The following is a 22,681-nucleotide window of genomic DNA, read 5'->3' on the forward strand; positions in this document are numbered from 1 at the left end:
AGTCTCTTTCACAAAGAACCAGTTAAGGTTCCTCACGAGCTCCGCCGCCCACGTTTCTCTTTCTCTATATKCAACTGTCAAAGAACAGACGGWCWAACCGTCAAAACTTCCCGCCGAAACTCGCGTCCCGACCAATCAGCATCCGCCAATCAAGGAAACCTTAAAACGAAGGACATCGTCGCCAGCAGCGCYGCCGCCCTCGTTCAGTGATCGGGCTTATAGACCCCACTCACCGAACACGTCAACAGGCAATCGCAAAAAATCGACAAGATCGAACAACACTCTGAAAATACAAACGAATTGGAAGCGAGAGTTATCAACAGCCCNTATAGACCCCACTCACCGAACACGTCAACAGGCAATCGCAAAAAATCGACAAGATCGAACAACACTCTGAAAATACAAACGAATTGGAAGCGAGAGTTATCAACAGCCCAGCCGAAACCACCAAACCAGCAAAACCAGAACCAGAATCATTCGCCAATCGGTCGAAAAGCGTTGCCAAGAGCCAGGGAAACGCCGTCGCTCACGCTTACCTCTCCTTAGGAGCTTCGCAAAAAGGCCGCCCACCCGGCGGAAAACGCCCATCTTCACGGCAAACCGTGCTCATCGAGACTGCCGTCGTTTCACCGAAACGTGACGGTCGCCACCATCGGCGCGCATTGACGCCACAGGCGCTTGGCTTACCTTCGCGCCGAAACACGAATGCGGGGGAGTGCAGCATGATCGGATGGGTAAGACGATGGGCAGCGGCGGTCGTCGCCACACTTAGCCTTGCCTGCCCGGCGGCCGCTTTCGACATCGACAACTGGGCTTCGGTCGTTTCCGAGGCCAAGGGCGAGACGGTTTATTTCAACGCCTGGGGCGGTTCAGCCAATATCAATGCCTATATCGCCTGGGCGGGCGAACAGATGAAGGCGCGCTACGGCGTCAACGTCGTGCATGTAAAACTCGATGACACTGCCAAAGCGGTCGCAACCGTGCTTGCGGAGAGATCGGCGGGCAAGGATGCTGCCGGCACCGTCGATCTCATCTGGATCAATGGCGAGAACTTTGCCGCGATGAAGCGGCAGGGCCTGCTCTTCAGCCCCAGCTGGGCAACCCGGCTTCCGAACTGGGCCTATGTCGACCACGAGACGAAGCCGACAATCCTCACCGACTTCACCGTACCGACGGAAGGGCTCGAAAGCCCTTGGGGCGGCGCCAAACTGGTCTTTTTCTATGACAAGGCCCGCACGCCAACCGCGCAGCTGCCCACATCGGCAAAAGACCTGCTTGGCTGGGCAAAGGCCCATCCGGGACGCTTCTCCTATCCGCAGCCGCCGGATTTCGCCGGCTCCTCGTTCTTGAAGCAGGCGCTGATCGAGCTCATCGATAACAGGAGCAAGTTGCTGAAGCCCGTGGACGAGGCAACGTTTCAACAGGATGTGGCGCCGCTCTTTGCCTATCTCGACCAGCTGACGCCGTTGTTATGGCGCAAGGGAAAGGCCTATCCGCAGAACTACCCCGATATGAAGCAGAAGCTGGCCGACGGGGAACTCGACATCATCTTCGCCTTCAATCCCGCCGAAGCTTCGGCGGCTATCGCCAATGGCGAGCTGCCGGACACCGTCCGCTCCTTCGTCTTTTCCGGCGGAACGCTTGGCAACACCCATTTCGTTGCCATTCCCTATAACGCCAATGCTGGTGCGGGCGCGCTGCTGCTTGCGGATTTCCTGCTCTCTCCCGAGGCGCAGTTGCGCAAACAGGACGCCCAATACTGGGGTGACCCGACGGTGCTGGCGATGGTGAAACTACCGGATGCCGACCGTGCCGCCTTTGCAGCCCTCGATCTCGGGGTGGCGACATTGCCGCCCGATCAGCTCGGCCCGGCGCTTGCCGAACCGCATCCCGACTGGATGACGCGGATCGAAACCGAATGGATCCGCCGATATGGCGCCGCCAATTAACGGCGAGTGCCGGCGCCATCGACGGACATCCCTGTGAGGGACGCCCTGCAGCGGGGCATCGGCACAGGTGTGGCGGTCATGCTGTGCCTGCCGGTTTTGGCTGGTCTCGCCGGCACCCTGCTTCCGGCCTTCGGCTACCTGCCCGCACTCGGCGGTACGCAGCTCACGCTCGGGCATTTCGAGGCGCTGGTCGCCCAGCCGCATATCCTGCGCTCGGCTCTGATCAGTCTGGCGGCAGGGTTGATCAGCACGTTTGTCACCCTGATGGTGGTCTGCACCTTTGTCGCGGGTTTCGCCGGAACGCGACCCTTCGCCTTCATCCAGCATCTGCTTTCACCGCTGCTGGCCGTTCCGCACGCCGCATCGGCATTTGCGATCGCCTTCCTGATCGCGCCGTCCGGTTTTCTCATTCGGCTCGCCTCTCCCGAACTCACCGGCTTCGACCGACCGCCGGACTGGCTCGTGCCGAACGATCCGCTCGGGTTGTCGATGATATCCGGTCTTATTGCCAAGGAGATGCCCTTTCTGCTGCTGGTAATGCTGGCGGCACTGCCGCAGCTGCCCGTGGCGAATGCGCGACGTTTGATGTCAGCTCTCGGCTATGGCCGGGTATCGGGCTTTATCATCGCGCTCTGGCCGCTGCTTTATCGGCAGATCCGCCTGCCTGTCTTCGCGGTGCTGGTCTACTCGACCTCGGTGATCGACGTCGCGATGATCCTTGGGCCCCGATTGCCGCCGACATTGCCGGTACGTATCGCCCAATGGCTGGCCGACGACGACATCGGCGCCCGGTTCCTCGCTTCGGCCGGCGCCGTGCTGCAGCTAGCGCTCGGCCTGTTCGCGATCGTGGTCTGGATCGGCGTCGAACGGCTCGGTCGTCTTTGTCACCGGCGCCTGAGCGCTTCGGGAAAACGCCTGAGTGACGACCGACTTCTTCGCCGGACCGCAGCCGTGATCACGACCTTGTCCGCGGCGTTGATCTTTACCGGGCTCGGCCTGCTGGCGCTCTGGTCGATTGCAGGGCTGTGGCCATTCCCTGATAGTCTGCCGACAAGCCTCACCTTCAGAACATGGCAACGCGCCCTTGGAGGGTTCGCCGGACCTCTGGCCAACACTATCATCATCGCCCTGCTGTCATCGCTCCTCGCACTTGCGATCGCCATCGGCCTGCTATCGCGCAGTGCTCACGGCACCGCCGAGCGCTGGTTTCCCGTCTTCCTGCCATTGCTGGTCCCGGAGATCGCCTTCGTGTTTGGATTGCAGATCCTGGCAGCAATGGCGGGGTTTTCGCCGTCGATCGCCACCGTTGCCGCCGTGCATCTGGTCTTCGTTCTGCCCTATGTGCTTCTGTCACTAGCGCCGCCCTGGCGGGCGCTCGACCGGCGCTACGAACAGGTCGCATCGGGACTGGGTAAATCGCCACTCAAGATCCTCATGACCATTCGACTGCCCATGCTGCTTCGCGCCTGCCTGACGGCATTTGCCGTCGGCTTTGCGGTCTCCGTCAGCCTCTACCTGCCGACCGTGCTGATCGGCGCCGGACGGGTGACGACGATCACCACCGAGGCGGTGGCGCTTTCGTCGGGAGGAGATCGGCGCATCATCGGCGTTTATGCGCTGCTTCAGGCACTGTTGCCGTTTCTCGGTTTTCTCATTGCATCGCTCGTGCCGCAGTTGCTATTCCGCCACCGACGGGCAATGAGGATCTGAATGCGAACGCCAGGCAAGACGATGCCTCTGACTTTGTCCGATGTGACGATCCGGCTGGCCGACCGGCTGCTGCTTTCCGTTTCGGCGACGGTCATGCCCGGCGACGTCCTGACGATCATGGGTCCGTCGGGCTCCGGCAAGTCGACGCTGCTCGCCTATATCGGCGGATTTCTCGACCCTGCCTTTACCGCCAGCGGTGCAGTTCTGCTCGGGCAGGACGATCTGATCGCGCTGCGGCCGCAACAGCGCCACACCGGCATTCTCTTCCAGGATCCGCTGCTGTTCCCGCATCTTTCGGTCGGCGGCAACATCGTCTTTGCCATACCCGAGGCGTTCAAGGACCGAGACGTCAGGCGTCGGATGGCAGAAAACGCGCTCGATGAAGGCGGGCTTGGCGGGTTCTTCGACCGCGACCCGGAGACGCTTTCGGGCGGGCAGAAGGCGCGTGTCGCGCTCCAACGCGTGCTTCTCTCCGAGCCGCGCCTGCTGCTGCTCGACGAGCCTTTTTCCAAACTCGACATGGCCTTGCGCCAGCAAACGCGCGAGCTGGTCTTTGCCAAGGCGCGGTCCGCAGGCCTGCCGACAATCCTCGTGACCCATGACCGCGCGGACGCGGACGCCGCCGGCGGTGCGCTCATCCATATCGGAGCGGAGAGACAATCGTGACGCTTACCCTGCCCGCCTTGCCGGTTCGCGAGGTCCTGCCCGAGATCGCCGAAGCTCTCGACAAGGCCCGCTCCGTCGTGCTTTCGGCGCCACCCGGCGCCGGCAAGACGACGCTCGTGCCGCTGTTCCTGCTCGAGCAACCGTGGCTCGACGGCGGCAAGATCGTCCTGCTCGAACCCCGGCGGCTCGCCGCCCGGGCAGCGGCCGGGCGCATGGCGGAGCTACTCGGCGAGAAAGTGGGCGAAACCGTCGGCTATCGCATGCGACTCGACAACCGGATATCGGCCAAGACCCGGATCGAAGTAGTGACCGAAGGCGTTTTTGCCCGCATGATCCTCGACGATCCGGAGCTGGCGGGCGTCTCCGCGGTTCTCTTCGACGAATTTCACGAACGTTCACTCGATGCCGATTTCGGCCTGGCACTGGCGCTCGACGTCCAGTCTGCGCTGCGCGACGATCTCCGGATCATCGTCATGTCGGCAACACTCGACGTCGAGCGCGTTTCAAAACTGCTCGGTGACGCGACCGTCGTCGAAAGCCAGGGGCGTAGTTTCCCCATCGACATCCGCAACCAGGACCGCGGCGGCGAGAGCGTCGAGGACGCAGTCGTGCGCGCCATCGTCGAGGCGCATCGCAGCGAAGAAGGATCGATCCTCGCCTTTCTGCCGGGACAGGCCGAAATCACCCGGACGGCGGCACGGCTTGCCGACCGGTTTACAGCCGATACGACGGTCGTTCCGCTTTACGGAAACCTGACGCAGAAGGAGCAGGATGCGGCGATCCGGCCGGCGCCGAAAGGCACGCGCAAGATCGTTCTTGCCACCTCGATCGCCGAAACCTCGATCACCATCGACGGCGTGCGGATCGTCATCGACAGCGGCTTGCAGAGACTGCCGGTCTTCGAAGCGTCGACCGGCATCACCCGGCTTGAAACCGTGCGCGTCTCGCGTGCGTCGGCCGATCAGCGCGCCGGCCGAGCCGGGCGAACGGAGCCGGGCATTGCCATCCGCCTCTGGCATGCCGGCCAGACTGCAGCGCTTGCGGCCTTCACGCCGCCGCAGATCCTGGCCAGCGATCTTTCCGGACTGCTGCTCGACATGGCGCACTGGGGCGTCACCGATCCCGCAGCGCTTGCCTTCATCGACCCACCGCCGGAAACGACCCTGATGGAAGCGCGAAAGCTGCTGAGCGAGCTTGGCGCGCTCGATGGTTTCGGCGCGCTGACCCCAAGGGGACGCAAGATCCGTGATCTGGCCCTGCCGCCGCGCCTTGCGGCCATGGCGGTTTCGGCGGCCGAGGAGGGCCAGGGCGAGGCGGCCTGTCTGCTCGCGGTCATGCTGACGGAGCAAGGCCTTGGCGGCAACGCCATCGACCTGGAGGACCGGCTGCGCCGCTTTCGCCAGGAGCGCGGCGAGCGCGCCGAAGCCTCGCGCAATCTTGCCCGCCGCATGGCGGCGGAACTCAAAGGGGCGCGAAAGTCGAGCGAACCGGTCCAGCCCGGCGCCTTGCTGATGCACGCCTTCCCGGACCGCATCGCGCTTCAGCGCGGTGGCCGTGGGCGGTTCGTGATGGCAAACGGCCGTGGGGCCGAGATCGCCGAGACCGAGCGCCTCGCTGCGGCAAACATGCTTGTGATCGCCGACCTCACGGGCCGCGCCGGCGGCCAGCGCGTGCTGGCGGCGGCCGAGCTTTCGCGCGCCGACGTCGACGCGCATATGCCCGAAGCGATCGTGCGGGAAGAGCAAAGCGTCTTCGACCGGGCGAGCCGCCAGGTGCGCGCGCGCCGCGTCACCCGGCTGGGTGCGATCATCTTCGAGGAGGCGCCGCTTCCAAGACCGACTGGCGAAAGCGCAGCACGCGCGCTTGCCGATGGCGTTCGCCAGCTTGGACTGGCGGTCCTGCCGTTTTCCAAGGAGGCGATGCAACTGCGCGATCGCATCGGTTTCCTGCATCGCTCGCTCGGCGAACCCTGGCCGGACGTTTCCGACGCAGCCCTGCTTGCGACGCTCGAGGACTGGTTCGTTCCGTTTCAACACGGCGTCACCGCTATCGCCGACATCAAGGCCGGCGCGCTTTCCGAAGGATTGCTGTCGCTGGTCCCGCACGACCGGCAGCGGGAGCTGGCAAAACTGGCACCGACGCATTTCGAGGCGCCGACGGGACAACGGCATCCGATCCACTATGACGGCGACGAACCGCTTCTCTCCATCCGGGTGCAGGAACTCTTCGGGCTCAAAAAACACCCTGCTATCGGCGATGGCCGGCTGCCGCTGCTGCTCGAACTGATTTCGCCCGGCCGGCAGCCGATCCAGACCACGCGTGACCTGCCGGGTTTCTGGGCCGGGTCGTGGCGGGATGTCCGGGCCGACATGCGCGGGCGTTATCCCAAGCACCCCTGGCCGGAGAACCCGGCGGAGGCCGCGCCGACGACACGGGCAAAACCGCGTGGTACATGAGGCAATACCCTTGACGGGGGCCATAGGAACAAGAGCAGGCATGACGGCAGTGGCACTGGAACACAATGATCCGACTTCGAACAGAAGCCTGCGCCTGCAGACGCTCATCCGCCTGCGCTGGCTTGCGGTCGGCGGCCAATCGATCGCCGTCATCATCACAACGCTGTGGCTGCAGTTTCCGCTGCCCTTGCTCTTGTGCCTGGTGCTGATTGCCACATTGGCGCTGGTCAACACCTACCTCACCCTGCGCTTCCCCCCGACGCACCGGTTGCGACCGCCGGCCGCGTTTGCCTTGCTCGGGCTCGATCTCGCGCAGCTGACCGGCCTGCTCTTCATCACCGGCGGGCTTGCCAATCCGTTTGCGCCGCTGCTTTGCGTTCCGGTCATCATTTCCTCGGCCTCGCAGCCGAAGCCGCACAGCATCGTTCTTGCCGGCCTTGCGGTCATCGGTGTGACCGTCCTTGCCTTTTCGCCGTTCCCGCTGCCCTGGTATCCCGGCACGCTTCTCTTGATGCCGCGGGTGCTGACGGCCGGCATCTGGTTCGCGATCGTGTCGATGACGGCCTTTGCCGCGTTCTATACCTACCGCGTCTCGCTCGAAGCGAGCGAACTGTCGGAGGCGTTGACGGCGACCGAGCTCGTGCTCCAGCGTGAAAAACACCTTTCGCAGCTCGACGGCCTGGCGGCGGCCGCTGCCCACGAGCTCGGCACGCCGCTTGCCACGATCAGTGTCGTTGCCAAGGAAATGGAGCGTGAGCTCGGTGACGACCCACGCTTCGGCGAGGACGTGCATCTGCTGCGCAGCCAGAGCGAGCGATGCCGCGACATTCTCAAGCGGCTGACGACGCTGTCCTCCGAAAGCGAAGAGCATATGCGGCTCTTGCCGCTATCCTCGCTGGTCGAGGAAGTGATGGCGCCGCACCGCGAGTTCGGCATTCACATCAATCTTGTCGAAAAGGGTGACAAGGCATCGGAGCCGGTCGGCAACCGCAATGCGGGCATTCTCTACGGGCTCGGCAATCTACTGGAAAATGCGGTCGACTATGCCAAGCAGGAGGTGACCGTGACGGTCGAGCACACCGCCGACCACGTCAAGGTGACGATTGCCGATGACGGCGATGGATTTGCCCCCGATATTCTGATGCGCATCGGCGAACCCTATGTCACGCGCAGGCAGAAGGATGACAGCGCCGGCGGCCTGGGGCTCGGCCTGTTCATTGCCAAGACCCTGCTCGAGCGGTCCGGCGCGCGCCTACGCTTCGAGAACGGCGGCGCCGATCGCCCCGGCGCCAAGGTCAGCGTCGAATGGCCGCGTGCGCTGATGGACACGAAACTGGCGAAATGACGTTTGGCAGTTTATTGAACGGGATGACAGGAAACCTATAATCTCGGTGAAAACGTCCCGTTTTTCGCCCAAGGATTGCGAGAATGACCGAAAAATCGACAGCTTCGCCCAGCACGCACGCCCAGGACGCCGAACTGATCGGACCGGACAGAACGCTGCTGCTCGTCGACGATGACGCGCCGTTCCTTCGACGCCTCGCCCGCGCCATGGAAGCGCGCGGCTTTACCGTCGATATCGCCGAGTCCGTTGCCGAAGGCATCGCCAAGGCGAAGGGCAACCCGCCGAAATACGCCGTCATCGATCTGAGGCTCGGCGACGGCAGCGGCCTCGACGTAATCGAGGCGATCCGCAGCCGCCGTGACGACACCCGCATGATCATGCTTACCGGCTACGGCAATATTGCAACGGCCGTGAATGCGGTGAAGCTCGGCGCGGTCGACTACCTCGCCAAGCCTGCCGACGCCGACGACATCTTCGCAGCACTGGTGCAGCGCCAGGGCGAACGGGTCGAACCACCGGAAAACCCGATGTCGGCCGACCGGGTGCGGTGGGAGCATATCCAGCGCGTCTATGAGATGTGCGAGCGCAACGTGTCGGAGACGGCGCGTCGGCTCAACATGCATCGCCGAACGCTGCAGCGGATCCTGGCAAAACGCGCGCCGAAGTAGTCAACCCTCGGCTGACCCGTCGCGGGAGCCGGAAACGATATCGCGAATGGAGTTGCCGAGTTCGCCATTGCGCTCGGCAGCCCACTCCGCCAGCATCAGCCGTTGTGCGGCGGTGCGGGCAAAGAGCTGCAGCACGGACTTGCGGGTTGCCGGTGCAAGCCGGTGTTCCGGTGCCTCGCGAATGATGTGTCCGTCGTAGCCATCCGACAGCAGCAATCCACAATCATCCGGAAAGATATCGAGCGGGACGTCACCATGGGTGGCGAAGAACAGCCGGTCGCAGTGCTGCCGATAATCAGGCCATTTGCGATCGACGCGGAAATCCTCGATCGACGTCTTGATCTCGACGATCCAGATTTCGCCCTTCGCCGACAGCGAGATGAGATCGGCACGCCGGCCGCTGGCGAGCGTCAATTCCGGCAGCACCGCGTGGCGCAATTCCGTGAAAAGCCGCTGAACCCCGCGGCGCACCATGAGCGCGCGATTCGATTGTCGACCGTCCACGAGAGGGTTGTCGTCATGGATAGAGAGAATTGTCATTCGTCTAGACTCTCGTCTGCCACCGCTTTTGTTGCAAAAAAGCCAGCGTCACGGAATTTACACTTTCCCGCCGCCTTGTTGCCACGCAATCCCTTGCATAGCAGCAACTAATCGAAAATAACCGTTGTCACTGATGGTCGGGCCGACCCAGTTTTTCTTCGCTTCTTATTTTAAGAGACTCCTATGCGCTTCCGCAATGCCTTCCTCCTGTGCAGCCTGGCGGCGACACTCGCCGTAGCCGGCTGCTCGACAACTTCGACCAAGTCCGAGACGGCAAGCGGTGAGCCTGCTCCCGTTGCGGAACAGGTCGCTTCGGATCAGATCTTTTCGGGCAATTATGGCGCAGTTGAGGATCACGGTTACGCGCTCCCTGCAGTTCCGATCAACAAGGTCGATGGCCGCTTCCATCGCCAGATCGTCGATTATTCGACGAGCGAGCGTCCCGGCACCATCGTCGTCAACACCCCGAACCGGTTCCTCTACTACGTGCTGCCCGGCGGCAAGGCCGTTCGCTACGGAATCGGCGTCGGCAAGGCCGGCTTTGCATGGGAAGGCGAAGCCTATATCGCCTGGAAGCAGGAATGGCCGATGTGGCACCCGCCGAAGGAAATGGCGGAACGGAAGCCGGAAGTGGCCAAGTATGTCGAGGCAGGCATGGGCCCGGGCCTGAAGAACCCGCTCGGCGCTCGTGCACTCTATCTCTTCAACGACCAGGGCAAGGACACGCTGTTCCGCCTGCATGGCACGCCGGAATGGTCGTCGATCGGCACGGCCGCTTCGTCGGGCTGCATCCGTCTGATGAACCAGGACATCATCGATCTCTACTCCCGCGTTCGTCCGGGCAAGAACGCACGCGTGGTCGTTCAGCAGTAAAACGCGACCAGGATCATGCAATCAGAAAGCCGCCGGATTCCTCGGCGGCTTTTTTGTTGGCCGAACGTCCACGACGATATTTCCTCGACGTCACTACGCAGAGTTGCCCCGCTTCCGGTGCTTCAAACCAGGGTGGCTGGCTTCCGGTTCCGTTGCGATTATTTGTTCAAAAAACGCGCAAGAAGGCCTGAAATTCAGCGCCTTATTAAGTAAGGATTATCTAATTAATTAAAAAGTGTGGCCGAGAGATACCTAACCAAGGGACCGCCATGCTGATCAAGACCAAGCTCCTGAGTGCGATTGCACTGTTGTCACTCATCGCGATCGGCATTGCCGTCTACAGCCAGCATGCGCTTGCCGAAAACAGCGCGACGATGGATGCGGTCTATGCCGACCGTATCGTTCCCTTGAAAAATCTGAAGGCAACATCGGACGCTTTTGCCGTCTCGATCGTCGATGCGGCGCACAAGGTGCGCAACGGAAACGAGACGATGGAGGCCGGTCTTGCCTCGGTCAACGACGCCCGGCAGGTGATAACCGCCAATTGGGACGCCTATGTCGCGACCTCTATGACACCGGAGGAGCAGAAGCTTGTCGAGAACGCCAAGCAGCAGATGGTGGTCGCGATGGACTCGATCGCAACGCTGACGAAAATCCTGTCTGAGCGTGATTCTGCGGCGCTCGACAGCTTCGTTCGCACCTCGCTTTACGAAACCATCGATCCCTTGACCGAGACCATCTCGGAAATTTCCGACCTTCAGGTGCACTTGTCGGACAAGGTCTTTCAGGAACAGCATCGCGAATTCGAAACGGTGCGAGCTGTCAGCATCGGCATCATCCTGCTCGTTCTCGCGCTGGCTGCTGGAACCTACCTGGTGGTTTCACGTGGCGTCATCGGTCCGCTCGCCAGGCAGATCGGGGCGATGCGCAAGCTGATCGACGGCCATCTCGAAGACGACGGATCGAATGTGACCGGCAAGGACGAAATCGCCGAGATGGCCCGCGCCATCCAGTCGTTCCGGGAAGCGGCCCGATCCAACCTTCGTCTGCAGGCCGAGGCCGAGGAAAGCCGCCGCAATGGCGAAGCGGAACGCACGCGGATGCAGGACGAGGCCGAAGAGGCCGCGCAGCAGAAATTGATCCAGGCGACGTCAGGCCTTGCGACCGGCTTGCAGCGGCTGGCCGACGGCGATCTCGCCGTGCGGCTGGAGGAACCCTTCTCCGCAGAGTTCGAGCAGTTGCGTCACGACCTCAACAAGGCCGCCGCGCAGCTCAACGATGCCATGCTCGCCGTCGCTGACAGCGCCGGCAATATCGGCATGGGCACCCGCGAAATCAGCCAGAGCGCCGACGACCTGTCGAAACGCACGGAGCAACAGGCGGCATCCCTGGAGGAAACGGCAGCGGCCCTCGACCAGATCACCGCCAATGTCAGCAATTCCTCGCGCCGGACGGAGGAAGCCCGCGACGTGGCAGGCGAAGCAAAGACCAGCGCGACGCAGTCGGCCGTCGTCGTGGCCAATGCCGTCGAGGCGATGCGGCGGATCGAAGAATCATCCAGTCAGATTTCCAGCATCATCGGTGTGATCGATGAGATCGCCTTTCAGACCAACCTTTTGGCGCTGAACGCCGGCGTCGAGGCAGCGCGGGCGGGCGACGCCGGCAAGGGATTTGCGGTCGTGGCGCAGGAAGTGCGCGAACTGGCGCAGCGTTCGGCAAAGGCAGCCAAGGAAATCAAGGAACTGATTCGCAGCTCCAGCTCCGAAGTCGAGAGCGGGGTGCGGCTGGTGCGCGACACCGGCGAGGCGCTCAAGACCATCGAGGCGCACGTCATCACCATCAACGAGCATATGGCTGCCATCGCCACCTCGGCCCGGGAACAGTCGGTAGGGCTGGCCGAGGTCAATACCGCCGTCAACCAGATGGATCAGGTGACGCAGCGCAACGCCGCCATGGTCGAGGAGGCGAATGCCGCGTCGGCGACGCTTGCCCAGGAAGGCACGAACCTTCGCGCCCTGATCGGAAGGTTCCAACTTTCCGGGGAAACCCGTGCCGCGGCCAAGCCAGAGGCGCGGCGGACGCCGCCCCGCGCCGTCACGCCCCAACAGCACGCGAACATCGGAAACCGACCGCCTGCGGTACGATCGGCTGGGTATGCGGTGCAGGGCAACGCGGCCTTGTCCACCGAAGGCTGGGCCGAGTTCTGATCTACAGCGTTTCCGCCCCAAACGGAGGCACGGAAACGCCCTATGTCTTTGGTTTTTCGCGTTTCCGGACGGAAAACCGCTTCGCAGTTTTCCTGGAAAGTCTCCGGCGTTGATGAAGCCCGGCGCCGCCTTGATCAGGCGGCCAGCCGGGCCTTCAACTCGCGGCGACGGCGATGCAGGACCGGTTCGGTATAACCGTTCGGCTGCTCGCGGCCCTTGAGCACCAGCTCGAGCGCTGCCTGGAAGGCAATCGAGCCGTCAAAATTGCCGGCCATCGCTGCATACTGTGCATCATCGGCGTTCTGGCCGTCGACGACGGCGGCCATGCGCTCCATCGTCTCGACCACCTGCGCCTCGGTGACGACGCCGTGATGCAACCAGTTCGCCATGTGCTGCGCCGAGATGCGCAGAGTGGCACGATCCTCCATCAGGCCGACATTGTTGATGTCGGGCACCTTGGAGCAACCGACGCCCTGATCGACCCAGCGCACGACGTAGCCGAGAATGCCCTGCGCGTTGTTATCGAGCTCGCGCTGGATTTCCTCTGGCGTCCAGTTCGGACGGGTCGCGACCGGAACCGACAGTATATCGCTGAGCTTGGCCCGTGCCCGGCTCTTCAAGCCGGCCTGAACGTCGGCGACATTGACCCGGTGATAATGCGTAGCGTGCAGGGTCGCAGCCGTCGGCGACGGCACCCAGGCGGTATTGGCACCCGCCTTCGGGTGGGCGACCTTCTGCTCCAGCATCGCCGCCATCAGGTCCGGCATGGCCCACATGCCCTTGCCGATCTGCGCATGGCCGGAAAGCCCGCATTCGAGACCGATGTCGACGTTCCAGTTTTCGTAAGCGCCGATCCAGGCGGCCTGTTTCATGTCGCCCTTGCGGATCATCGGACCGGCTTCCATCGAAGTGTGGATCTCGTCGCCGGTGCGATCGAGGAAACCGGTGTTGATGAAGACGACGCGTTCGCGCGCGGCGCGGATGCACTCCTTGAGATTGACCGTCGTGCGGCGCTCCTCGTCCATGATGCCCATCTTCATGGTGTTGGCGGGCATGCCGAGTGCCGCCTCGACGCGCGAGAAGATCTCGCAGGCGAAAGCGACTTCTTCCGGCCCATGCATCTTCGGCTTGACGACATACATTGAGCCGTCGCGGGAGTTCATGCGGCGGCCGCCCTGGCCGATATCGTGCAGAGCGATCAGCGCGGTTGCCATCGCGTCCATGATGCCTTCCGGCACCTCGTTTCCGTCGCGATCAAGGATAGCCGGATTCGTCATCAGGTGACCGACGTTGCGCACCAGCATCAACGAGCGGCCTGGCAAGGTCAGCGTGCCCCCACTTGGCGCCGTGTAGACGCGATCGGCGTTGAGGCGGCGCATGAAGCTGCGGCCGCCCTTGGCGACTTCCTCCTCGAGATCGCCCTTCATCAGGCCGAGCCAGTTGCGGTATACGACGACCTTGTCTTCGGCATCGACCGCCGCAACCGAATCTTCGCAGTCCATGATGGTGGTGATCGCGGATTCGAGAATGACGTCGGAAATATGAGCCGGGTCATCCTTGCCGATCGGAGTCGTCGCATCGAGAACGACGACGGCATGCAGATTGTTGTGCCGGAGAACGATCTGCGACGGCGCTTCGTGCGAACCCGCAAAGCCGGCAAACTGCTCGGAGTTGCGAAGCGTCGTCTTCGCTCCGCCCGCAAGCGCAACCGAAAGGCTGCCGGAAGCAATCTTCAGCGACGCAACATCCGCCCAGCTGCCGCTTTCCAGCGGCGCGCTTGCATTGAGGAAGTCGCGCGCCCAGGCAATGACCTTGGTGCCGCGCTTGGGATTGTAGCCGCGTCCCTTTTCCGCACCGCCTTCGTCGGAAATGGCATCGGTGCCGTAGAGGGCGTCATAGAGCGAACCCCAGCGTGCGTTGGCGGCGTTGAGGGCATAGCGTGCATTCATGACGGGAACGACGAGCTGCGGACCGGCGATCGTAGCGATTTCAGGATCGACATTATCAGTCGAAACAGAAAACTCGGGGCCCTCAGGCAGGAGATAACCTATCTCCTTCAGAAAGCCCTGGTAGGCTTCGAGGTCGCTCGGCGCGCCATTTTCGCGATACCAGGCATCGATCCTGGCCTGCAGATCGTCGCGCTTGGCAAGCAAGGCGCGGTTCTTCGGCGCGAGGTCATGGACGATCTCCGACAGCGCGGAAAAAAACCGCTCGGCGTCGACGCCGGTGCCCGGCATCGCCTCGTCGACCAGAAAGCCATGCAGACCTGCATCGATCTTCAATCCGTATTTCTCAATGCGGTCCATCTTTTTACTCCTTGAAACAGGCCACTCGCGCGCGTGAAAGGCCGGCAGTTTCTCACCAATTCATTCCCTGTCAATTCAGCAAGGATGCGAAGAATTATTTCCAAAATCGAAAAGATCAGCCATGGGCAATGCGCGGCCTGCCGCTCGCCGACGCGATGAAACGTGCCTCGACCAGCTTGCGGCTTCCTTCGACCTCGGGAGCGTCGATTTCTTCTCGCAGCATCGAAGCCGGCTCGTCGGCACCGTTGGTGCGTGCCGCCTCAAGCGCCATCGTCTCGGCGCGACGGCGGGCCGCTGAAAAGGCCTGGTCCTGATCGAGAAAACGCTCGCTCACCCCTGCTCCGTTGACGATGAAAATGCCCTCTTCCGGCGTGGTGACGAACACGGTGACGGTTGCCCGCACCTGGCCGACAACCGCACCGATGGCATTTGCGACATCGGCCTCATCAGGGATGGATGGCTCGGTGCCAAGCATGTCGGCAATAGCGGGATAATAGACCGGGGCCGAAGCCCCCAAACCGACGAGCGGGCGATCGAGACCGATCGAAAACCGCACGATACCAGGCGCGCGGGTCAGAGCACGATCGACTGCCTGCGAGACCGCCGGGTCGATGGCCCCTGCCCCGTCTTCGCCGAGACAGGCCTGCAGGATGACTTCGCACGATTGGCGCGTGACGCGATCGACGATCATCTCGGCCATCGCCTCGGCAGATGCAGCAATCGGCTGGCCGGAGCCGTCGCGGATGCGCGCTGCCAGTTCGATGCCGAGACGGGCAGCCTCGACGCTCCATTGCGACTGCCTGCCGAGCACATGCATTGCATCGGAGGGCGTCAGGCCGCAGATATGCACCAGGCCGCGTGCCACCAGCCGGTCCAGCGTTGCCCGCTGCGGCGTCGAGGTCAGCAGGTTTTCAAGCGAGATCGGCACTGTGCCGATGCGCTCGTAGAGCGCCTGCTCCTGTGGCTGCAGACCGCTCGCCAGATGGTCGGGTAGACCGGTGCGAACAGCCAGGCGGCCGTTGTTGCGGCCGGCATGTTGCGCCCGCAGTTGTTTTTCCAAAACGGACAGCACCGCATCGCCATGCAGCGCCGCCGCGAGGCTGAGCGGCATCAACCGCCTCGGCCCAAGGTCGATCTTCGCCTTCAGCCCACGATCATTGATGCGGACCTCCGAATCGCCGCCAAGGCCATAGGTGCGCATCGCCACCGCCTCGACCATGGTGCGGAAACCGCCGACCACCGCACCTTCGCCATCGAGCCGCGGACGACCGCGGTCAAGTACCGCGACATCCGTCGTCGTGCCGCCGATATCCGAGACCACGGCATTGTCGAGGCCGGTCAGGTGCCGCGCACCGACAAGGCTGGCGGCAGGGCCGGAAAGGATCGTCTCGATCGGCCGAAGTCTTGCCTCCTCGGCCGAGATCAAGGCGCCATCGCCGCGCACAACCATCATGGGCACATCGATGCCGCGGGACTTCAAAAAGCCCTCGCACGAGCCGATCAGGCGATCGATCATCGAGACGAGCCGGGCGTTCAGCAGTGTCGTCAGCGCCCGGCGCGGGCCGCCGAGCTTGGACGAAAGCTCATGGCTGCAGGTAACCGGCAGATGCGAGACTTCGCGGATGCGGTCGCGCACCCGCTTCTCGTGATCCGGATTGCGGACGGCAAAATAGCCGGCGATCGCAAAGGAGGAAACCTGATTGGCCAAGGTCGGCAGGGCCTCATCGAGCGCGGTCATGTCGAGCGGCGTCTCGCCGCCGTGAACGTTGTGACCGCCCGGCAGGAAGATCACCGGATCGGAGCCGAGCGCATCCTGCAGCCCGTCACGCTTGAGATCGTCTGGCCCGAAGCCGATCATCACCAGGCCGGCACGGCCGCCCTGGCCCTCGACGAGCGCGTTGGTCGCAAGCGTGGTCGACAGGGATACGAGGCCGATGGCGGAAGCCGGGACGCCGGCCTTCTCCAAGACGGATTCCACCGCGCCGGAAATCCCGACGGCCAGATCGTGGCGGGTCGTCAGCGCCTTTGCCTTGGCGACGACACCCGCCGTTTCGCTGAAGAGAACGGCGTCGGTGTAGGTTCCGCCGGTATCGATGCCGAGAAGAAAATGGGACGTCAATTCAAGCCAGTCCAGTGTTTCGGCCCGGGGTAGCGCCGGGTTCAATGGGGATCGATCCGGTGATATGACATATTGGAAGAGAAGGCCATCGTGTCGCGGACATTCGCAGTCAGCAGAGCGACACGATACGAACGGGGGTGCGGCATGACGTTTTCCAGAGCTTCGGCAGTCGCCGGCATTCTTGCGGCAGGTCTGCTCTTCGCCCAGCCGGGCGGCGCGCAGGACGCCGTGGAGGAGGAATACAAGCCGCAACTGCCCGACGTCTCGATCTACAAGGCGATGCTCGACGCCAACAAGCAGACCGGGTGGATCCAGTTTCGCAACTACGACGACCGGCAGCTGATCTATTTTACCGCGCTGCAGACGATGCATTGCCGGCTATCGGAAATCCGCTACTCGATCAACTCGGACGCTCTCGACAAGCGCTTCCCCTTGGCAAAATGCAATCCGCAGATCCCCTTCAACCTGCCCGCCGACGAAACGGCCGAGTATGTCTACATCTCGCTGCCCGCAAACGAGGCCAAGACATTGACGATCCAGGCGGTGTGGGACGACGGTGCCGGCAGCGAGATCGTCGTCTACAAGCCCTGCGACAATGTCGGGGATGCGACCTGCGCCGCGATCAAGACCATCAAGAAGCCATCGAAGCTGTTGCCGCAGCCGATGCCGGCGGATTCGCCGGTGCGTGGCGTGCAATCGGCTATTCCCGGCAAGACCTTCAGCGAGCCGAAACCCGCATCGGCAAGCCGCCCCGCGGTTGAGTAGTCAGCCTCTGCACCGGCCAGGGCCGGGTCTCGTCGGTGACGTCGAAACGGAACCGATGCATCAGGACGGCAAGCGCAATGACCGCCTCCTGCAGCGCGAAGGTCGCGCCGATGCAGATGCGCGGTCCGGCGCCGAAAGGCAGATACTGAAAACGATGCAGCTTCTCGCGGTTTTCCGGCAGGAAACGCTCGGGCATGAAGGCGCGCGGCCGGTCCCAGTAGAGCACGTGACGGTGCAACGTCCACGGCATCACCAGAACCGCGATGCCCTTGGGTATCCTGACGCGCTCGCCGGACGGTGACGTCCATTCGTCCTCCTCGATGGCGGCGCGATTGATCGACGGCGCCGGCGGGTAGAGACGCATCGCCTCCTCGAAGGCCGCCAGCACATGCGGCATTAGGTTCAGCCATTCGACCGGTTCGGCACCGCTCTTGAGCACGGTGTCGATCTCCGCCTCCATCGTCTCGCGGAAAGCCGGCGTGTTGGCGACGCAATAGAGCGTCCAGGCCAACGCCCGGGCAGTGGTCTCATGCCCGGCGCCGATGAAGGTGAGGATATTGTCCTCGATCTCTTGCGTCGAAAGGCCGTTTGCGCCCTCCGTCTGCAGCAGCAATGTGAGGAAATCGTTGGGCGTGCCTGCTGGGTCCGTCGCCATGCGCTGGCGCCTCATCGCCATCGTTTCCGAGACGATCGACCGGAACCGGTTCATGACCTTCTTGCCGCCGATGCGGGTCAATCGCGGCAGCCATTCCGGCGCCAGCAGGATATCCATCGGATCGACGCGCCCCATGCGGTGCAGAAGCTCTTCGACACTCTGGACGAAGCCCTCCCTTTCGACGGCGACCTCACCGGAAAACAGCGTTTCCGCCAGGATATCGAAGGTCAGTTCGGTCATGTCGCTGGCGACATTGGTGGTGAACGGCTTCACCTTCGCGTGCGCGTAGCGTTCGACGAACTCTTCCGACCGGCGCAGCATCTGCCCGGCGAATCCCTTGGCGTGGCGCGGGGTAAAAACCGGCGCAATGGCCTTGCGCGACCGTTTCCAGATCTCGCCTTCGGCCGTCAGAAGACCGTCACGCAGGATCGGGCGGAGGATCAGCCGCCGAACCTTCGACATCTCATAGTTGCTGACGTTTTCGACGAGGATATAGCGGATGAGGCCGGGATCGTTGACGATCAGGGTGCGCTGCGTGATGAACTTGGTCTCGATCCACGGCAGCGTGTAGGACGGCTCGCCCCAGAGTTCGAGCGGATTGCGCAGAACAGTCTTGATGATCTTCAGGTAGGACGGCACGCCGACCCGAGGAATGGGAGCCGGTGGTTCGAAGGGCTCCGGACGCATGTCCATGGTGATAGGCCTTTCTCGATTGCGCCAGGATTTCAGGTTTTTACGGCGCAATCAAGGAAAGTGCTTCACATGAATCACAACAGGCCTTCGAGCTCCACGAGCTTGTCGTTCACCAGCCAGCCGTAATAGTTTTCTTCGGGCCACTGGGTCTCGCCGCCCTGGTTCCTGGCGGCAAGGGCTGCTGCGCGTTGGTCCGGATTGCCGACATTGTAAAGCGTGGCGGTGACGCCGGGATTGCCTGAAATATCGACGCCGGCGATCGACTTGTAGACGTCGATCGAGTGGCGGATCGAGGCGGCCATATAGGCGAGCGAGACATCAGGATCCATGATCGCCTCGTAGACCCCGGCGGCGTTGTTCTCGTCGAGCCGTTCGTAGCCCGACGTCTTCGAGACGATATCGGTCAGCATCAGGGCGGTCAGCGGATTGATCTGCCCGAGGCCAAAGGTCTGGCCGGCAAAGAACGGCTGGAAGAAAACGGCGCTGAAACGGTTGTTCGGGAAGGACTTGCCGTCGACGGACTTGCCGCGGAATTCGCTGTCCCAGACCCGCTCGCGGCAGCTCCACAGCGAATAGGAGCTCTTCTTTCCGGTGCAGTCGGCAAATTGCGGGCGGGCGACGAACTCAGCCACCGTCTCGCCGTCATAGCCGAACTGGAAGCTGTTGCCGGCATAGGCTGCAGCCTTGACGTAGTAGGACTGCAGCCGATCGTAGGCATCGACATTGTAGGTATGTTCGCCGACGATGGCGCCGATCATGTGGATCGGTGCGATGCCATAGGCGCGCGACGTCGACTTGATCTTGCTGATCAGCTGCCGGTCATTGGCGAGCAGATCCCGCACCTTCTCGAATTTGGCATCGAAGGACGTGCGGCCGGCCTTGGTGCGGCGAACGGATGCGCCCGGGATGCCGGGTTGTTCGACGTTCCGGTTGCCCGGCGGAACAACATTGGCCGCCATCGTCTGGCCTGCGGTCAGGCAAAACGTGGCAATAGCGAGCATGCAGGCGGTAAAACGCACGATCTCTTCTTCCTATGAACGGTGGAGACGCCCTATCCGGCGGTGCGGCTCCTACGACAGGATCGTGTCGGAAAGATGCCTCCGGCCACGATCGATTGCGGTTTCCGTGTTAGAAAAAATGAAGGCGCCTGTCGAGAGACAGGCGCCTTGCATCTTCACGGTTGCCTGACGGCAAAGGATTGCCGCCACCTCCGCGTTACAGGATGCAACGCGTGCGTCACAGGATGTAACGCGACAGGTCGGTGTTGGCGGCGAGATCGCCGACGTGCTTGCGCACATATTCGGCATCGATCGTGATAGCCTGGCCAGCGCTATCCGGCGCATTGAACGAGATTTCATCCAGCACGCGCTCCATCACCGTCTGCAGCCGGCGGGCGCCGATGTTCTCGACGCTCGAGTTGAGCTGGACTGCCACGTCGGCAAGCGCATCGATGGCATCGTCGGTGAAGTCGAGTTTCACTTCTTCCGTCTCAAGCAGAGCCTTGTACTGACGGATGAGGCTCGCCTCGGTCTCCGTCAGGATGCGGCGGAAGTCTTCCTTGGTCAGGGCACGCAGCTCGACGCGGATCGGCAGGCGGCCCTGCAGTTCGGGCAGAAGATCGGAAGGCTTCGACACATGGAAGGCGCCCGAGGCGATGAAGAGAATGTGATCGGTCTTTACCGGTCCATACTTGGTCGCAACCGTCGTGCCTTCCACCAGCGGCAGCAGATCGCGCTGAACGCCTTCGCGCGATACGCCGGCACCCATGCCGCCTTCACGCGATGCGATCTTGTCGATCTCGTCGAGGAAGACGATGCCGTCGTCCTCGACCGCCCTCATCGCCTCGCGCTGGATCTGCTCGTTGTCGAGCAGCTTGTCGGACTCGTCGTTGACGAGCACCTCATAGGAAGCCTTGACCGTCGTCTTGACCTTCTTGGTGCGTGCGCCCATCGCCTTGCCGAACATTTCCGACAGGTTGAGTACACCGATATTGGCGCCCGGCATGCCCGGAATTTCGAAGCCGCCCGGCGCGCCGGTCTCGGCGATATCGACCTCGATCTCCTTGTCGTCCAGTTCGTTGGCGCGCAGCTTCTTGCGGAAGGAATCGCGCGTTGCCGGCGAGGCCGTGGCGCCGACCAGCGCGTCAAGCACCCGCTCCTCGGCATTCTGGTGCGCCCTTGCCTTGACCTCCGCCCGGCGCTTTTCGCGCACGAGACCGATGCCGACCTCGACGAGGTCGCGGATGATCTGTTCGACATCGCGGCCGACATAGCCGACTTCGGTGAACTTGGTCGCCTCGACCTTGACGAAGGGTGCACCGGCAAGCTTTGCCAGACGGCGGGAGATTTCCGTCTTGCCGACACCGGTCGGCCCGATCATCAGAATATTCTTCGGCATGACCTCGTCACGCAACTCGTCGCCGAGCTGCTGGCGCCGCCAGCGGTTGCGCAGCGCAATCGCCACCGCGCGCTTGGCGTCGTTCTGGCCGATGATGAACCGGTCGAGTTCCGACACGATTTCCCTAGGTGAAAAAGTACTCATGTATTCCTCTCAAACTCGGTCCGCGTCAGCTCCATCAGGAGTGTGCGGCCGGACGCATCTATCCATTCGCCAAAGGGCACGAAGCCAGCTTTCGCATAGGCCCTCACGGCCCTTCTGTTGCCCGCATCGGGGTCGATCACGATCCGTGGTGCGCCGGCGGCAAAAAGCGTCTGCGCAAAGGCCCTCAAGGCCAGCGACGCCACGCCTTTTCCGGTCATCTCCGGCGGGCCGATGAAGATATCGACGCCGGGGACATCGCCGGGCAGATCCTTCGCCCACGGCTCTTCGTCATATTCGGACGGTGTCCAGGACTGGATGTAGCCGGCGGGCTCGCCGGCTACATGGAAGATGAAGCCATCCACTTCGCCCGTGGCGCAGCCGTCGCGGATCAACACGACTTCCTTGTCCGGATCACCCCACCATTGCCGCACATGCGGCTCGCTCAACCAGGCATGCAGCATCGGCAGGTGGTCATCGGCCACCCGTTCGAAGCTGACATGAACCTGGTCAGTTGCCATCCAGCGTCTCCACCACGATATTGTGGTTGGTATAGACGCAGATGTCGCCTGCGATCTCGAGCGCCCGGCGGGCGATTTCTTCGGCCGACTTGTCGCTGTCCATCAGGGCGCGGGCCGCGGCAAAGGCATAGTTGCCGCCCGAGCCGATGGCGATCGTTCCATGTTCCGGCTCCAGCACGTCGCCATTGCCGGTAATCGCCAGCGTGATCGACTTGTCGGCGACCAGCATCATCGCTTCGAGATTGCGCAAATACTTGTTGGTGCGCCAATCCTTGGCGAGTTCCACTGCCGCGCGCATCAACTGGTCGGGATATTGCTCCAGCTTGGCTTCGAGCCGCTCCAGAAGCGTGAAGGCATCGGCCGTCGCCCCGGCAAAGCCGGCGATAACGTCGCCCTTGGCGAGACGCCGTACCTTGCGGGCATTGCTCTTCATCACCGTCTGGCCAAGGCTGACCTGGCCGTCGCCGGCCATCACCACCTTGCCGTCCTTGCGCACCGTGATGATGGTGGTCGCATGCATCGTTCCGTAGGGATTGTGTTCACTCATTGAAGATACCTGTCGGCCCCAGAACCAGGGGCGTTGGGGGCTCGAACGAGCCTGGTTGCTTGGAGCCTATGTAAGTGCGCCTTACGCGATTGCAAATCCCGGTGAGCCACGCAGTTGACCGTA

17 protein-coding genes are annotated in these 22,681 nt (G+C 62.7%); 9 read left to right on the top strand and 8 right to left on the bottom strand.

Annotated elements, in window-relative coordinates; translation table 11 throughout:
* Positions 1 to 722: 722 nt before the first annotated feature.
* From ASD02_RS21290 to ASD02_RS21315, 6 genes are all read left to right on the top strand, one after another.
* A complete protein-coding gene (locus ASD02_RS21290; RefSeq protein ID WP_025425374.1) occupies positions 723 to 1,949 on the top strand; it encodes an ABC transporter substrate-binding protein in 1,227 nt (408 codons plus the stop codon).
* 78 nt (positions 1,950 to 2,027) lie between these two features.
* Positions 2,028 to 3,659: an ABC transporter permease gene (locus ASD02_RS21295; protein WP_051509141.1), complete on the top strand. Its 1,632-nt coding sequence runs from the start codon at positions 2,028 to 2,030 to the stop codon at positions 3,657 to 3,659.
* Positions 3,660 to 4,325, top strand: a complete 666-nt coding sequence (locus ASD02_RS21300; protein WP_025425372.1) for an ATP-binding cassette domain-containing protein — start codon at positions 3,660 to 3,662, stop codon at positions 4,323 to 4,325.
* The gene (gene hrpB / locus ASD02_RS21305; RefSeq protein WP_057206502.1) at positions 4,322 to 6,781 is read left to right on the top strand and encodes an ATP-dependent helicase HrpB; all 2,460 of its coding nucleotides are present in this window, start codon (positions 4,322 to 4,324) and stop codon (positions 6,779 to 6,781) included. Before ASD02_RS21300 ends, hrpB begins: the two co-directional genes overlap by 4 nt.
* 40 nt (positions 6,782 to 6,821) lie before the next feature.
* The gene (locus tag ASD02_RS21310; protein WP_025425370.1) at positions 6,822 to 8,126 is read left to right on the top strand and encodes an ActS/PrrB/RegB family redox-sensitive histidine kinase; all 1,305 of its coding nucleotides are present in this window, start codon (positions 6,822 to 6,824) and stop codon (positions 8,124 to 8,126) included.
* Between the two features lie 83 nt (positions 8,127 to 8,209).
* Positions 8,210 to 8,794 carry an ActR/PrrA/RegA family redox response regulator transcription factor gene (locus ASD02_RS21315; protein ID WP_025425369.1) on the top strand — a complete coding sequence of 195 codons (585 nt, stop codon included), beginning with the start codon at positions 8,210 to 8,212 and terminating at the stop codon, positions 8,792 to 8,794.
* Here ASD02_RS21315 and ASD02_RS21320 read toward each other — a convergent pair whose 3' ends face one another.
* Positions 8,795 to 9,334 carry an MmcB family DNA repair protein gene (locus ASD02_RS21320; protein ID WP_025425368.1) on the bottom strand — a complete coding sequence of 180 codons (540 nt, stop codon included), beginning with the start codon at positions 9,332 to 9,334 and terminating at the stop codon, positions 8,795 to 8,797.
* Positions 9,335 to 9,517: 183 nt separating this feature from the next.
* On the opposite strand from ASD02_RS21320, the gene ASD02_RS21325 reads away from it, so the two are divergent.
* Both ASD02_RS21325 and ASD02_RS21330 read left to right on the top strand, forming a co-directional pair.
* The gene (locus ASD02_RS21325) at positions 9,518 to 10,207 is read left to right on the top strand and encodes a L,D-transpeptidase (protein ID WP_025425367.1); all 690 of its coding nucleotides are present in this window, start codon (positions 9,518 to 9,520) and stop codon (positions 10,205 to 10,207) included.
* A 269-nt stretch (positions 10,208 to 10,476) separates the two neighbouring features.
* Complete coding sequence (locus ASD02_RS21330) at positions 10,477 to 12,414, top strand: methyl-accepting chemotaxis protein (RefSeq protein WP_057206497.1); 1,938 nt, start codon at positions 10,477 to 10,479, stop codon at positions 12,412 to 12,414.
* Positions 12,415 to 12,548: 134 nt separating this feature from the next.
* Here the strand turns inward: ASD02_RS21330 and ASD02_RS21335 are convergent, their stop codons facing one another.
* A complete protein-coding gene (locus tag ASD02_RS21335; protein WP_025425366.1) occupies positions 12,549 to 14,720 on the bottom strand; it encodes a malate synthase G in 2,172 nt (723 codons plus the stop codon).
* A gap of 115 nt (positions 14,721 to 14,835) precedes the next feature.
* Complete coding sequence (locus tag ASD02_RS21340) at positions 14,836 to 16,839, bottom strand: hydantoinase/oxoprolinase family protein (RefSeq protein WP_025425365.1); 2,004 nt, start codon at positions 16,837 to 16,839, stop codon at positions 14,836 to 14,838.
* A 144-nt stretch (positions 16,840 to 16,983) separates the two neighbouring features.
* Here ASD02_RS21340 and ASD02_RS21345 point away from each other — a divergent pair, with 144 nt between their 5' ends.
* Complete coding sequence (locus ASD02_RS21345) at positions 16,984 to 17,604, top strand: hypothetical protein (protein WP_025425364.1); 621 nt, start codon at positions 16,984 to 16,986, stop codon at positions 17,602 to 17,604.
* Here the strand turns inward: ASD02_RS21345 and ASD02_RS21350 are convergent.
* The 5 genes from ASD02_RS21350 to hslV all read right to left on the bottom strand — a co-directional run bounded on the left by ASD02_RS21350 (position 17,558) and on the right by hslV (position 22,558).
* Entirely contained in the window at positions 17,558 to 18,952 is a 1,395-nt protein-coding gene (locus tag ASD02_RS21350) for a cytochrome P450 (protein WP_025425363.1), read from the bottom strand. The genes ASD02_RS21345 and ASD02_RS21350 overlap by 47 nt on opposite strands.
* Positions 18,953 to 19,026: 74 nt before the next feature.
* Positions 19,027 to 19,971 (bottom strand): DUF1402 family protein, encoded by a 945-nt coding sequence (locus tag ASD02_RS21355; RefSeq protein ID WP_025425362.1) that lies wholly within the window; start codon positions 19,969 to 19,971, stop codon positions 19,027 to 19,029.
* A gap of 217 nt (positions 19,972 to 20,188) precedes the next feature.
* On the bottom strand, positions 20,189 to 21,493 hold the full coding sequence (gene hslU, locus ASD02_RS21360) for an ATP-dependent protease ATPase subunit HslU (protein WP_025425361.1): 1,305 nt from the start codon (positions 21,491 to 21,493) through the stop codon (positions 20,189 to 20,191).
* Positions 21,490 to 22,011 carry a GNAT family N-acetyltransferase gene (locus ASD02_RS21365; protein WP_025425360.1) on the bottom strand — a complete coding sequence of 174 codons (522 nt, stop codon included), beginning with the start codon at positions 22,009 to 22,011 and terminating at the stop codon, positions 21,490 to 21,492. Before ASD02_RS21365 ends, hslU begins: the two co-directional genes overlap by 4 nt.
* A complete protein-coding gene (gene hslV / locus ASD02_RS21370) occupies positions 22,001 to 22,558 on the bottom strand; it encodes an ATP-dependent protease subunit HslV (RefSeq protein WP_025425359.1) in 558 nt (185 codons plus the stop codon). Before hslV ends, ASD02_RS21365 begins: the two co-directional genes overlap by 11 nt.
* Between the last annotated feature and the right edge of the window lie 123 nt (positions 22,559 to 22,681).

The organism is Ensifer sp. Root1252 (assembly GCF_001425885.1).
In the GTDB taxonomy this organism is placed as follows: domain Bacteria; phylum Pseudomonadota; class Alphaproteobacteria; order Rhizobiales; family Rhizobiaceae; genus Ensifer; species Ensifer canadensis.

Coding starts and splice junctions, on each gene's coding strand:
- ASD02_RS21290 (WP_025425374.1), top strand. CDS start 723: ATGATCGGATGGGTAAGACGATGGGCAGCGGCGGTCGTCGCCACACTT.
- ASD02_RS21295 (WP_051509141.1), top strand. CDS start 2,028: ATGCTGTGCCTGCCGGTTTTGGCTGGTCTCGCCGGCACCCTGCTTCCG.
- ASD02_RS21300 (WP_025425372.1), top strand. CDS start 3,660: ATGCGAACGCCAGGCAAGACGATGCCTCTGACTTTGTCCGATGTGACG.
- ASD02_RS21310 (WP_025425370.1), top strand. CDS start 6,822: ATGACGGCAGTGGCACTGGAACACAATGATCCGACTTCGAACAGAAGC.
- ASD02_RS21315 (WP_025425369.1), top strand. CDS start 8,210: ATGACCGAAAAATCGACAGCTTCGCCCAGCACGCACGCCCAGGACGCC.
- ASD02_RS21320 (WP_025425368.1), bottom strand. CDS start 9,334: ATGACAATTCTCTCTATCCATGACGACAACCCTCTCGTGGACGGTCGA.
- ASD02_RS21325 (WP_025425367.1), top strand. CDS start 9,518: ATGCGCTTCCGCAATGCCTTCCTCCTGTGCAGCCTGGCGGCGACACTC.
- ASD02_RS21330 (WP_057206497.1), top strand. CDS start 10,477: ATGCTGATCAAGACCAAGCTCCTGAGTGCGATTGCACTGTTGTCACTC.
- ASD02_RS21335 (WP_025425366.1), bottom strand. CDS start 14,720: ATGGACCGCATTGAGAAATACGGATTGAAGATCGATGCAGGTCTGCAT.
- ASD02_RS21345 (WP_025425364.1), top strand. CDS start 16,984: ATGACGTTTTCCAGAGCTTCGGCAGTCGCCGGCATTCTTGCGGCAGGT.
- ASD02_RS21350 (WP_025425363.1), bottom strand. CDS start 18,952: ATGGACATGCGTCCGGAGCCCTTCGAACCACCGGCTCCCATTCCTCGG.
- hslU (WP_025425361.1), bottom strand. CDS start 21,493: ATGAGTACTTTTTCACCTAGGGAAATCGTGTCGGAACTCGACCGGTTC.
- ASD02_RS21365 (WP_025425360.1), bottom strand. CDS start 22,011: ATGGCAACTGACCAGGTTCATGTCAGCTTCGAACGGGTGGCCGATGAC.
- hslV (WP_025425359.1), bottom strand. CDS start 22,558: ATGAGTGAACACAATCCCTACGGAACGATGCATGCGACCACCATCATC.